Origin of the sequence: Iodidimonas muriae (assembly GCF_014647255.1) — a bacterium.
Lineage (GTDB): Bacteria > Pseudomonadota > Alphaproteobacteria > Sphingomonadales > Rhodothalassiaceae > Iodidimonas > Iodidimonas muriae.
The window spans coordinates 313,091-325,573 of record NZ_BMOV01000002.1; the positions used below are offsets into that span (position 1 = coordinate 313,091).

General features: G+C 59.5%; 13 protein-coding genes and 1 tRNA gene. 5 read left to right on the top strand and 9 right to left on the bottom strand.

Features of this window, described 5'->3' with window-relative positions; translation table 11 throughout:
• Window positions 1-21: 21 nt before the first annotated feature.
• The 9 genes from IEX96_RS03905 to tsaD form a co-directional block, all read right to left on the bottom strand.
• Window positions 22-756, bottom strand: a complete 735-nt coding sequence (locus tag IEX96_RS03905) for a phosphoadenylyl-sulfate reductase (RefSeq protein ID WP_150004331.1) — start codon at window positions 754-756, stop codon at window positions 22-24.
• Window positions 753-1,274: a DUF934 domain-containing protein gene (locus IEX96_RS03910; protein ID WP_188873502.1), complete on the bottom strand. Its 522-nt coding sequence runs from the start codon at window positions 1,272-1,274 to the stop codon at window positions 753-755. Before IEX96_RS03910 ends, IEX96_RS03905 begins: the two co-directional genes overlap by 4 nt.
• Window positions 1,261-2,916, bottom strand: coding sequence for a nitrite/sulfite reductase (locus IEX96_RS03915; RefSeq protein WP_150004333.1), 1,656 nt, complete (start codon window positions 2,914-2,916; stop codon window positions 1,261-1,263). The genes IEX96_RS03910 and IEX96_RS03915 overlap by 14 nt, the downstream gene beginning before the upstream one ends.
• 12 nt (window positions 2,917-2,928) lie before the next feature.
• Entirely contained in the window at window positions 2,929-3,258 is a 330-nt protein-coding gene (locus IEX96_RS03920; RefSeq protein WP_150004334.1) for a DUF2849 domain-containing protein, read from the bottom strand.
• Window positions 3,259-3,270: 12 nt separating this feature from the next.
• Window positions 3,271-4,725 carry a siroheme synthase CysG gene (gene cysG / locus IEX96_RS03925; protein ID WP_188873503.1) on the bottom strand — a complete coding sequence of 485 codons (1,455 nt, stop codon included), beginning with the start codon at window positions 4,723-4,725 and terminating at the stop codon, window positions 3,271-3,273.
• Between the two features lie 141 nt (window positions 4,726-4,866).
• Window positions 4,867-5,268 carry an EVE domain-containing protein gene (locus IEX96_RS03930; protein WP_150004338.1) on the bottom strand — a complete coding sequence of 134 codons (402 nt, stop codon included), beginning with the start codon at window positions 5,266-5,268 and terminating at the stop codon, window positions 4,867-4,869.
• Between the two features lie 3 nt (window positions 5,269-5,271).
• Entirely contained in the window at window positions 5,272-5,568 is a 297-nt protein-coding gene (locus IEX96_RS03935) for a YciI family protein (RefSeq protein ID WP_150004339.1), read from the bottom strand.
• A gap of 3 nt (window positions 5,569-5,571) precedes the next feature.
• Window positions 5,572-6,609: an NAD(P)H-dependent glycerol-3-phosphate dehydrogenase gene (locus IEX96_RS03940; RefSeq protein WP_229773511.1), complete on the bottom strand. Its 1,038-nt coding sequence runs from the start codon at window positions 6,607-6,609 to the stop codon at window positions 5,572-5,574.
• Between the two features lie 26 nt (window positions 6,610-6,635).
• Window positions 6,636-7,724: a tRNA (adenosine(37)-N6)-threonylcarbamoyltransferase complex transferase subunit TsaD gene (gene tsaD, locus IEX96_RS03945; protein WP_150004340.1), complete on the bottom strand. Its 1,089-nt coding sequence runs from the start codon at window positions 7,722-7,724 to the stop codon at window positions 6,636-6,638.
• 51 nt (window positions 7,725-7,775) lie between these two features.
• On the opposite strand from tsaD, the gene hemC reads away from it, so the two are divergent.
• The 5 genes from hemC (at window position 7,776) to IEX96_RS03970 (ending at window position 12,398) form a co-directional block, all read left to right on the top strand.
• On the top strand, window positions 7,776-8,720 hold the full coding sequence (gene hemC, locus IEX96_RS03950; RefSeq protein WP_150004341.1) for a hydroxymethylbilane synthase: 945 nt from the start codon (window positions 7,776-7,778) through the stop codon (window positions 8,718-8,720).
• On the top strand, window positions 8,717-9,442 hold the full coding sequence (locus IEX96_RS03955) for a uroporphyrinogen-III synthase (protein ID WP_150004342.1): 726 nt from the start codon (window positions 8,717-8,719) through the stop codon (window positions 9,440-9,442). Before hemC ends, IEX96_RS03955 begins: the two co-directional genes overlap by 4 nt.
• 18 nt (window positions 9,443-9,460) lie before the next feature.
• Window positions 9,461-10,789 carry a hypothetical protein gene (locus IEX96_RS03960; protein ID WP_188873504.1) on the top strand — a complete coding sequence of 443 codons (1,329 nt, stop codon included), beginning with the start codon at window positions 9,461-9,463 and terminating at the stop codon, window positions 10,787-10,789.
• A complete protein-coding gene (locus IEX96_RS03965; protein ID WP_150004344.1) occupies window positions 10,786-12,180 on the top strand; it encodes a heme biosynthesis protein HemY in 1,395 nt (464 codons plus the stop codon). Before IEX96_RS03960 ends, IEX96_RS03965 begins: the two co-directional genes overlap by 4 nt.
• Before the next feature lie 142 nt (window positions 12,181-12,322).
• Window positions 12,323-12,398 (top strand) — tRNA-Thr (locus IEX96_RS03970).
• The last annotated feature ends 85 nt before the right edge of the window (window positions 12,399-12,483 follow it).

Genomic DNA, 12,483 nt, shown 5'->3' on the forward strand with positions numbered 1-12,483 from the left:
AATCGGGCCTTGCCGCCGGACTTACAGGCTGGCCTGCTTTCGGGCGTTCGACAAGGATAAATGGATACCACATTCGGTCTTGTCCAGTCCGCTCCACCGTCCGGACCGAATATCGCCGCCCGGAGCCACGCGCTGGGTGCAGGGCATGCAGCCGATAGAGAGATAGCCGTCCGCTTCCAAAGGATGCTTTGGTAGGTCGTACTGGTCGAAATAGCGTTCTATATCGGCGCGGGACCAATCGGCCAGCGGACTGATCTTGATGCGTTTGTCGGCGGCTTCGATCCGCGTCAGATGCGTGCGCGCCCCGCCATGAAACTGTTTGCGGCCGGAAATCCATGCGCCATAGCCCTTGAGGGCGCGTTCCAAAGGCTCCACCTTGCGCCAATAGCAGCAGGCATCAGGGTTTTGCGCAAACAACAGGCCCTTGGGGTCTTTTCCCGATAAAGCGTTGGGGTCGGGTGATATGGTTTGAAGATTGGTCAGGCCCAGCCTTGCAACAAGCTGATCACGGTATCGCTTGGTTTCGCCAAACAATTTTCCGGTATCCACAAACAGCACAGGGATATGACGGTCGATTTCAGACAGCATATGCAGCAACACCGCCGATTCCGCCCCAAAAGACGATACCAGCGCAATGCGGCCGGGAAACACTTCATGGACCATGGCGGTTAAAAGCTGTTGCGCATCGGCACGACCATAGCGGTCGGACAAAACAGCGGCCCACGGCCCGGAAAGATCGGGGTCCAGATAGCTCATGAGGCCAGCCTTTTACGTGTCCGCCCGTGGCGGAGTTCCAAAATCGTCGGGCGGGCATCCAGCGTATCTTGATACCACAGCGAATAGAGCTTCAGACGCTTGATAAAATGATCCACCGCCAGTGGGTCGCTTAGTTCCACTGACGTGACGCCGGAGCGTAAAAGGAATTCCGCATGGTCGGCGATCAGATGGCCGGTGGCGCGGATTTCACCGCCAAAGCCCTGTTCGTCACGCAGCCGGTGCGCAAGGGAAAAGCCGCGTCCATCGCTGAATTTTTCGAACCGGATGGCGATGAGCGCAACCTTGTCGAGCCAAGGCGCAAGATCGGCGGCTTTTGCTTGGCCGGGCACCAAAAGCCCCACCGGATAATTGTGGGCAAGCAGCGTCTCGCTTTCTGCTGTGAGCCGCTCAAGGCTCACCAGAACCGCCCCTTCTTCGGGCATTGGCGCATCATCGTCCATCTGGCGGTAGGGTTTGAGATGCGCACCCGTTAGTTTGCGAAGATCAAGCCGTTCCATAAAGCGCCTCCTTGAAGGGAGCCGGTCCCAACCGGCGATAGGTTTCGAGAAATGTTTCGTCGGTTTTGCGTTGGCCCAGATAGGTATCCACCACCGTATCCACCGCATCGACGATCCCGGCCTCGTCAAAGCCCCGACCGGTGATCTGGCCGATGGAGGCATCTTCCGCGCCCGATCCGCCAAGGGTGAGCTGGTACATTTCCTCACCTTTGCGATCGACGCCCAAAATGCCGATATGACCAGCATGATGATGGCCGCAGGCATTGATGCAGCCGGAAATCTTGATCTTCAGTTCGCCGATCAGGTCTTCCCGGCCCTTGGCGGCAAAGCGTTTGGAGATTTCCTGGGCAATGGGGATGGAGCGGGCATTGGCCAACACGCAATAATCAAGGCCGGGGCAGGCGATGATGTCGCTGGCGCGGTCCAGATTGGCGGTGGCAAGCCCGGCTTTGTCTAGCGCCTGCCAGACCGTATAAAGATCGCGTTTTCTCACATGGGGCAGCACCAGATTCTGGGCATGGGTGGCGCGGATTTCATCATGGCCGACCGTTTGCGCCAGATCTGCCACCAGATCCATCTGGTCCGCAGAGATATCGCCGGGAATACCGCCATAGGGCTTGAGCGAGATATTGGCGATGGCATAGCCCGGTTGTTTATGGGGAACCACATTCACGGCCACCCAATGGGCAAAGGCGTCATCGGTTTTCAGCGCTTGCTCATAATCCGCATCCTGGTCGGGCAATTGGTCGAATGTGGGCGTGATAAATTGCGAGCGGATACGGGCCAGTTCCACCGTCGGAAGATCGTCGGCTGTGGGCAAAAGCCGTGCAAATTCCTGTTCCACCATTTCGGAAAAGGCTTCCTTTCCAAGCTCATGGACCAGAATTTTAATGCGCGCCTTAAATGCGTTGTCGCGCCGCCCCAGCTCGTTATAGCTGCGCAGCACCGCTTCCAGATAGGTGAGGATCTGTGCCTCGGGCACAAAGTCGCGCAGGATGGGGCCAACGAAAGGCGTGCGCCCCATGCCGCCGCCCACCACCACCGAAAAGCCCCGGCCTTGCTGGGGATCGTTTTTCAATTGCAGGCCGATATCGTGGAATTTCACGGCGGCGCGGTCGGTTGCGCTGGCATTTACGGCGATCTTGAATTTTCGCGGCAGGAAGGAAAATTCCGGATGCAATGTTGACCACTGACGAATCAACTCTGCATAGGGGCGCGGATCAGCCAGTTCTTCCGCCGCGGCCCCGGCATAGGGATCGGCGGTGACATTGCGGATCAGATTGCCCGAGGTTTGGATGGCGTGCATATCCACAGCGGCCAATTCTTCCAGAATATCGGGCATATCCCGCAAAGCCGGCCAATTATACTGGATATTCTGGCGCGTGGTGAAATGGCCATAGCCTTTGTCATAGGTCCGGGCGATATGGGCCAGCTTGTGCATTTGGCGGCTGTCCAGTGATCCATAAGGCACGGCCACCCGCAGCATATAGGCATGAAGCTGCAGATAGACGCCATTCATCTGGCGGATCAGCTTGAATTCTTCCTCGCTTAAATGGCCGGACAGGCGACGTTCTACGGCATCGCGGAAATCGTTGATCCGTTGGCGCACGATGGTCTGGTCATAATCGTCATAGCGGTACATAGGGTCTTATCCTTAATCGGCGCGGGCCGTTGCTGCCTGATAGCCAAGATCGCGGCGGACGGTTGGCCCAAGGGCGCGGATATATTCACGGTTGCGGGTGGGCCATGGGCGGCCATCTTCACGCAATGTGGCGGCGGCCAGATGCACCAGTTCCACTTCGGCGCGGGCATTGGAAGCCTTGGCCATTTCAAGCAGATGCAGGCTGTCTTCGGCGCTGGTGCTTAAAGCGGCCTGTGCGGGGTCCGTGCTCCATGTGCCGTCACGGGTCAGGAAAACGGCCTGTCCGGTCCAGAGCGCATTGGCGGAGATCAGTTGCGATGCGGCGGGTTTGAGGTCTGCCATCGGGCTGGTCCTTTAGCTGACAAGAGAAAAAGCTGGGGAAAAGATTGGGGCTTCGCCAAGTCCCGGCGACAGGGCGTTTTGCGGCCAGTCTTTGGCGAGCAGGGCTACCGTGCCAATCACGATAAGGGCGGGGCTTTTGACCTGATTGCGGGCCACCAATCCGGCCAGATCGCCCAGATGGCCATAGAGGCGGCGTTCTTCAGGACGGGTGCCATTTTCAATGATGGCCAACGGCAAATCGGGGGACACGCCATCGGCGATCAAGGCATCTGAAATGTCCTGGGCGGTGTTGATGCCCATATAGACCGCCACCGTGCGGTCGGGGCCGGCAAGGGCACGCCAATCCAATGTGGAGCCGGCCCGTACATGGCCGGTAACCAGCGTTACGGCGGAGGCATGATCGCGGTGGGTCAGGGGAATTTCCGAGGTGGCGGCGCAGCCTGAAAGCGCAGTGATGCCGGGGATCAGATCGACGGCGATCTTATGCTTTCTAAGGGCATTGATTTCTTCGCCGGCGCGGCCAAACACCATGGGATCGCCGCTTTTGAGACGCACCACCCGACGTCCGGCGCGGACATGGCGCACCATCAGATCATGGATGGCCTCTTGGCCGCGTCCATGATCCCCCTGGCGCTTGCCCACATAATGAAAATCTGCGTCACGGCGGGCGAGATCCAGAATGGCAGGGCTGACCAGTGCGTCATATAAAATCACATCCGCCTGTTGCAGGGCCCGTTGTGCCTTCAGGGTCAGCAGTTCCGGATCGCCGGGGCCTGCCCCCACAAGCTGCACAAGGCCATCGGTGGTTCCTTGCTTGTCTGCTGTGCGCGCGTCTTGGGCCAGCTTTTCCAGATGGTGGGTGAAGCTGTCATCATCCAGCCCCACAAGGCTTTGTGGATTGGTTGTGTCGAACAGGCGATCCCAAAACCGCCGTCGGGCGCTTTGGCCGGGCAAAAGATCGGCCAGCCGACCGCGAAATGCCCCGGCACGGGCCACCAAGGTGCCAATGCCCTGGGGCAAGAGTTGCTCGATCATGGCGCGCAGGCGGCGGCCGAATACGGGGGCCGCTCCGCCGGTTCCAATGGCCACCACCAACGGGGACCGGTCCACAATGGCGGGGGTGGTAAAGTCGCACAGATCGGGGCGATCAACGATATTCACCGGCACATTGGCCGCACGGGCAAGGGCGGCGATCCGCCGGTCATCGGCTTCCACGCCCGTTGCGCCATATACGAGGGCGGTGTGCGCAAGGTCGGCCGATTGCAGCGGACGGCCCAGAATGGTCAAGGCGGGAAGGCCGGAAAAGTCCTGACGGGCGGCCTTGACCGCGTTTTCATCGGCCACCAACCATAAAATGGCGGCAGGAGTTTTCAAAAGCAGCCGTAGCTTGGCGCGTGCGGCATCGCTGTCGCCCACCAGAATGACGCGACGCCCATGCAGTTTGAAAAAGATCGGTAAACTATCCATCGCCACAGCCTTCAAAACCTATAAGGCCAGCCAATAAAGGGGGCCTTTCAAGGTTCAGAGCTATGAAGTTTGCCGCAAGCTATCAAACGATGAATTCTTGTTGGGGAGGGTAGAAAAATTGTCGGCTTCAGGCGAAAATGCTTAAAGTCCGGCCATTTTCAGCAATTTTTGTGCGAGATCATCAGGCACAGGCATCACCGAAAGGCGTGGTTGGCGCACCAAAGCCAGCGATTCAAATGCGGGGTCGGCCTTGATGGCGCTCAATGGCACAGGTTGCGGCATGGATTGCACGCTGGTCACATCCACAAGGCCGGATTTCGCATCCTCGGGATCGGGATAAAAGCTGCGGCTGATGGCCACCAGCCCGACAATGGCGCGCTCTTTTCCTGAATGATAGAAAAAGGCCCGGTCGCCCGGCGCCATTTTGCACATATTGCCCAAGGCCTGGGCGTTGCGCACCCCATCCCAGCGGGTTTCGTGGGCGGCCAGTTGATCTGTCCAGCTCCAGCTTCCCGGTTCGCTTTTCAACAGCCAGTAAGCCATGGCTTAGTCTTCCAATCGCGCCCAGCGCCCGGTGACGGCAAGAAAGGGTTTGATCTCGACGGACTGGAACAGCCCGGCTTGGGCATAAGGGTCGTTTTGCGCGAACAAACGTGCCGCTGTTTCCGAGGCGGCGTCGATGACGATCATCGAGCCAAGGGGGGTGTCTTTGTCGTCGCGCAAGGGGCCAGCCAGCTTCAGGCGGTCGCCTGCGCCCTTGAGATAATCCAGATGGGCGGCGCGGGTGGCTTTGCGTATGGCGCTGCCGCCATCCTTGTCGGTGGCCAGAATAACAAAAAGCATGGTTTAAATCCCTTCATGCCGGAATGGTCGGTTGAGCAGATGCTTCAAGACGTCTCCTACATCGGCGTCCGAGTGCAGCAAGGTGGCCACAGCCTCGACGATGGGCATATCCACGCCGGCTTCAAGCGCCAGTTTTTGCACCACAGCCGCACTGGCTGCCCCTTCGGCAACCCCGCGCCGTTCAGCCAGAATATCGGTCATCTTGCGGCCTTCGCCCAGCGCCTTTCCCAAGGACATATTGCGTGATTGTTCCGAAGAGCAGGTAAGGATGAGATCCCCCACCCCCGACAGGCCGGTCATGGTTTCGCGCAAGGCCCCAAGGGCCAGCCCGAAGCGGGTCATTTCCGCCAAGCCCCGGGTGATAAGGGCGGCGCGGGCATTTTCACCCAAAGCCAGCCCCGCCACCATGCCGCAGGCGATGGCCAGCACATTTTTCACCGCGCCACCGATCTGCGCCCCGATGACATCGGGGGAATAATAGGGCCGGAAAGTGGGTGCGCCAATGGCATCGGCAAGGGCGGCGCCCAAGGCTTCATCATGGCAGGCCAAGGTAACGGCGGCAGGCAGGTCGCGGGCCACCTCGCCGGCGAAATTGGGGCCGGAAAGCACAGCCACCGGGTTTTTCGGCAAGACATCGTCCAAAACCTGGCTCATCAATGCGCCGGTTTCCTGCTCGATGCCCTTGGCGCAAATGATCAGGGGAATATGCACATCCAGATGGGGCCGTAAGGCCAAGGCGATTTGCCGCATGGTTTGTGCCGGAGAAACCAGAAGCAAGGCATCGCAACCGCCAAGATCGGCGATATTGGTGCTGGCCTTTAAACGCGGCTCAAGCGCGATATCGGGCAAATATAAGTGATTGGCGTGATTGTGGTTGATATCGGCCACCACCGCTTCATTGCGTGCCCAAAGCAGGGTTTTTTGTCCTTTACGCGCACTGACGCAACCAAGCGCGGTGCCCCATGCGCCGCCGCCCAAAATGCCGATAGAACGAAATGTTTTCTTGTTTTCCATATGCAGACGGTGGCCGAATCTACCCATAATCGCAAGAGCCTATAAGGATTTGCTCAGGCTTTGGCGCCCTTTTGTCCATGGCCGTAAAGGGGTGGGGCGGTTTCATCCAATGGCCAGCGGGGGCGGGCCGGACTGTCCAGCGGATCACTTTGACCAATCTGGAAGCGCTCCATCCCTGCCCAGGCGATCATCGCACCATTATCGGTGCATAGCCATAAAGGCGGTGCGTAAAAGGCAAGGCCATGATCTTGTGCAAGGCTGGTGAGTCGCTGTCTGAGCGTCTCATTGGCGGCCACTCCGCCCGCCACCACCAAAGCCGGGGCTTCGGGGGCATAATCCCCCAGATAGTGAGCGATGGCATGCTTTGTGCGGTTGATAAGGCAATCGCCGATGGCGGCTTGGGTGCTGGCCGCCAGATCGCAAAGATCACGATCATGCACCCCGCCCTGTTCCGATTCCAAGGCTTCCGCCGCCCGACGCACAGCGGTTTTAAGCCCAGAGAAGCTGAAATTGCAGCCCGGCTTGTTGGTAAGGGGCCGGGGCAGGGAAAAGCGCTTGGGATCGCCGGATCGGGCCGCCAATTCGATGGCCGGCCCACCGGGATAGCCAAGGCCCAGCAATTTTGCCGTTTTATCGAAAGCCTCGCCGGCGGCATCGTCGATGGTGGAGCCAAGCCGGTGATAGCGGCCCACGCCTTTGACCACCAAAAGCTGGCAATGCCCGCCCGAAACCAGCAACAACAGATAGGGAAAGGCTATATCCGCGGTGAGGCGCGGGGATAAGGCATGGCCTTCCAGATGATTGACGGCAATGAACGGTTTTCCTGCCCCCAGCGCCATGGCTTTGGCGGTGACAACACCCACCATCACGCCGCCGATCAGCCCCGGCCCTGCGGTGGCGGCAATGGCATCCACATCACAAAGCTGCATATCCGCTTGGGATAATGCCTGGCGGATCAGATGATCCAGATGATCCACATGGGCGCGGGCGGCGATTTCCGGCACCACGCCCCCATAAACCGCATGGGCGTCCACCTGGCTCCATAAGGCATGGGCCAAAACACGTTTATCGGCGCTGACGATCGCCGCCGCCGTTTCATCGCAGCTGGTTTCAATGCCCAGAATAACGGGATGTTGTGCCATATCATTTGCTCATGCTTGACCGAAAGCGGGGATACACGTACCAGATATTCGATGCAACACAGCCTTAAAATTGGAACCCGCGGCAGTCCTTTGGCCCTTTGGCAGGCGCATATGGTGCGTGATGCGCTGTTGGCGGCACATTCACATTTGTCCCCCCGGTCTATCGAGATTGTTACGGTGAAAACCACCGGCGATAAGATTCTCGACCGACCTTTGGCAGAGATTGGCGGAAAAGGCCTGTTTACCAAGGAATTGGAAGACGGGCTTTATAGTGGTGCTTTGGATTGCGCCGTACATTCCACCAAAGACATGCCCACCCATCTGCCCGATGGATTGGCCATTGATTGTTTTATAAAGCGCGAAGACCCCCGCGATGCCTTGATTGCCGCCAATGGCGGGTGCCTTATGGATTTGCCGCAAGGGGCGGTGGTGGGATCGGCCTCTTTGCGCCGACAGGCCCAGCTTTTGGCACTGCGCCCGGATCTCAAGGTGATCAGCTTTCGCGGCAATGTGGGCACGCGGTTAAAAAAGCTGGCTGCCGGGGCTGCGGATGCCACCTTGCTGGCTTATGCCGGAATGAAGCGTCTGGGTGTGGCAGAAAAGGCCACGGATATTTTGTCTACGGACCAGATGTTGCCTGCTCCGGCGCAAGGGGCCGTGTGTGTGGAGTGCCGCGCTGACGATCCTCGCATAGCCGATTTATTGGCACCTTTGAATGATGCACCAACGGCGCAGGCGGTGACAGCAGAGCGCGCCTTTTTGGCCGCCCTTGAAGGCAATTGCCGCACTCCCATCGCCGCTTTGGCGACGATCAGCGGCTCGCGCCTGACCCTAGTTGGTAAAGTCTTGTCGCTGGATGGTGCCGCCTGCTTTGAGGAGCGCCGTGAAGGGACGGTTTTGGAAGCCGCAGCCATTGGCCATGCCGCAGGGATGACGGTGCGCCAAAAGGCCGGAGAGGATTTTTTGAAGGCCATTGCCTTGGAGCAGATGGGGTGACGATCTTGCTGACCCGCCCAAAGCCGGATTGTAACCGGCTTTTGGAGCGTTTGCGGCATAACGGCCATCGGGTGATATGTTCGCCGGTGCTGGATATCCAGATATTGGAGGTGGATTTTAACGGACTGCAGGATATGCAGGCGCTTTTGTTCACCAGCCGCAATGCTGTGCGGGCCGTTGCTCGCCGCCTTTCCCATTGGCATGGTCCGGTGTTTACCGTGGGGGACGGCACAGCAAAGGCCGCCCGAAAGGCGGGGTTTGATCAGGTGCTATCCGCCGATGGCGATGCGGCCGATCTGGCGCGGTTGGTGGCTGCTCAGTGCTCTCCCCGTGATGGGCCCTTGCTGTATCTGGCGGGGGAAACGCGCGGCGCGGTGCTGGAACAAATGCTGCAAGATGCGGGTTTTTCGCTGCTTTCGCGTGATGTTTATCGAGCCAAACCGGCGGATGCGCTGTCCCATGATGCGGTTCAGGCATTTGCAAGGGGCGACATTGATCTGGTGTTGTTATATTCTCCACGCAGTGCCCGTGTTTTTCGGGATTTGCTGCGTAGAGAGCTGGAAGACCGGGTCTTGGAAAAGGTGGATGCAGCTTGCCTGAGCCCCAATGTTGCACAGGCGGCAGGGGAGGGGTGGCGGCGCAAAATTGTCGCTAATAATCCCGATGAACCGGCGCTTCTGGCAGCGCTTGAGGCGGCTTATGGCGGTGGGTTTGATAGGTGAAACAAGGATGGGCGCGGCATGACGGAGCGGCATGATGGTGAAGATCCGCCGGTGATCGAAGGCGAATTTCATGAAGATACGCCCCATTCTGCGGATAAAAGCGGTCAGGGGCCGCGTTCGTCGGGCCGTCGGGTTGTGGCTTTTTTGCCATGGTTTTTGCTGTTATTGCTGTTGAGCTTTATCGGTGGGCTGTTTGCCACGCCCTATGTGGAGCGGCAGATGGTGGCGTGGGGGATGATGGAGCCGCGCCCCGCCAACAGCACGGCCCGAATGGCACAGGATGAAACGGCGCGCGCCCAGCTTGCGGATCTGAGCCGCGCCCAGCAAGATCTGATGGGCCGCTTGAAAATTGTAGAAGTGGCCGCCCGGCAGCTTGGCGAAGAAAGCACCGCCACCCTATCGCGGCTGGATCGCCTTGGAGACGATTTGGCGGATATGAGCGCCCGTTTGGATGTGGCGCAGGTGATGCCGGATGCTGCACAAGGCGGGGCGGAGGAAGGCGGATCTGCCGGCGCGGCGACCGGGATCGTTCAGGAAATGGCGGCTTTACGGGACCGGATGGCGGCCTTGGAAGCGGCGATGTCGCAAAATCAGGACGGGGCAGGCACCGCGCCTTTGGGTCAGTTCAATGCGATCAATGATGCGCTGGCTGCAGCCCGCACCGAACGGCGCGGCCTTGATCAAAGGCTGGAGGGTTTAACCTCTCGCATGGCCAGTCTGGAAGCGGTGGATCGCGGCGCCACCATGATGACGCCGGGGCTGGCGGGAAGCCTTTTGGCCATCGGGCGGCGTGTGGATACCGGCCAGCCTTATGCGGGGCCTTTGGCGGATCTCAGGGCGGCGCTGGTGGATAAGCCGCCGCTGATGCGGTTGGGGGCGGCCCAGCCTTTGGCGATCCTGGCCCCCTATGCGGCCAAAGGTTTGCCGGGCATGAACCGCTTGACCAAAGACTTTGCGGCCCTTGCCGGTGATGTGCAACGGGCCTTGCCCTCCGGCGCTTTGGGCCAGACGCAGGACAAGGCCGGGGAGCCGGGTGTTTTGACTTGGCTAAAAAATCTGGTGGTGGTGCGCCCTGCCGATCCCAAGGGTGGCTCCGATGGAGCGGCACAGCTGTCGCAGATGGAAGCGCTTTTGGAAGCAGGGGATCTTGAAGAGGCTGTGACCCTGGCTGAGGCGCTGCCCGATGCCGCCCGCGCGGTTCTCGTCGGTTGGTTGGGTGCGGCCCATGAGCAGTTGGAGGCCAAAGCAGCCTTTCATCAGCTTTTGACCCTGCTTGGCTCTGCCCGGGCTGAGGATCGGCTCGATCAGGCCCCTGATGCACCACAAGAGAGCCGTCCCACGCCATGATCCGCCTTTTGATATATGTGTTGTTGATCGTGGCAGCGGCCTTTGGCGCGGCGTGGTTTGCCGATAATCCCGGCACGGTGCGTATGGAGTGGCTGGGCTATCGGGCCGAAACGTCGATGACGGTGTTGGGGTTTTTGCTGGCCTTGCTGGTTTTCACCGGCATGGCGGTGCAAAAACTCATCACCCTGATCGCCCGTGATCTGCCATTTTCGGCAGAGAAACGGCGCAAGCGGCGTCTGGAAAAAGGCTATGTCGCCCTTAATCAAGCGATGGTCGCGCTGTCGGCGGGAGATAAAAAGCTGGCGCAGCGCTTGACCAACAAGGCTGTGCAGCTATTGCCTTCGCAACCCTTGACCCATGTGATGGCCGCAGAAGCCGCCAAACTTGCCGATAATCCAGCGCAGATACGGGCCCATTATGAAGCGCTGGCCGAAAGCAAAGAGGCGGCCTTTTTAGGCTTGCGCGGTTTGGTGGGCGAGGCCCGTGCCAGCGGGGAAACGACGAAAGCCCGCGCTTTGGCGGCGCAGGCTTTGGCTTTGCGGCCCAAAAGCACATGGGCTTTGAAAACGGTGTTTGATTTTGCCGTTGCGTCTGCTGATTGGGGGGATGCGCTGGCCGTGCTGGAAAAGGCGGAACGGGCCGGGGTGTTTGAAAAGCCGCTGGCCAAGCGCCATCGTGGGGCCTTGCTTTATTGTCAGGCGGTGGAAGCGGATCTGGCGGGGGACGAGCCTTCGGCGCGGCGCTTGTCGATGGAATCGGTGGATGTGCGTCCCGATCTGGCTCCGGCTGTGGCCTTGGCAGCAAAGCTGTTGCAAGCGGCAGGGCAAGCCATGAAAGCGGAAAAACGCATTCTGTCCGGCTGGGCGGCGGGGCCGCATCCTTTGCTGTTGAAGGCATGGTTTGCCCTTGCTGCCGACGAACCCGCCCATATGCGGCTCAAGCGTGTGGAAACATTATGTGCCAAAAATCCGGCTCATTTGGAAAGCCATCTGGCCTTGGCCGATGCGGCCATGGCGGCGCAGCGCTTTGATCTGGCGCGCGAGGCTTTGGCGCAGGCCGAAGAAAGCGGCGACCGGCGGGTTTTGACGGCGCGGGCCGACCTGTCGGCGCATCAAGGGGATCAGGACAAGGCCCAAGCCTTGGCAGAACACGCACAGCAGGGCGGTGTGCGGGCCTGTTGGCGCTGTGGATCTTGCGGGCATGGCCAGGATCGTTGGGCGCCGATTTGCCCGTCCTGTAACCATTTTGACAGTTTTTCATGGAGCAGCCTGCGTGCTGGCGATGTGGCGCATTTGGCCCCGCCGGAATCGGCCATCGGACTGTTGGGCAGCCAGCCAGATCAAGGCCTTGAGCAGGATCGTGACCCAAGCAAAGGGCGCAAAGGCATATAGGGCTGGCACCATTTCAAGCCGCTCTTTCGGGGCGATGATGTAAAGACCTGTTCTTAGCTCTTGCGGGATTGCTTTTGGATCATTATGTTGCGCCGCGCATTGCACCGATGAAAGCCGGTGTCAGTGCGTTCGCTTTTGTCGGGCCGCAATAGCTCAGGTGGTAGAGCACATCATTCGTAATGATGGGGTCGGGGGTTCGAGTCCCTCTTGCGGCACCATTTTCCGGCAATCGTTTTTGAACACAGCGTGCAACGGGACTGTTTTAAGGCCGCTTTGACCTTATCATATAGAAACTGTGCAGGC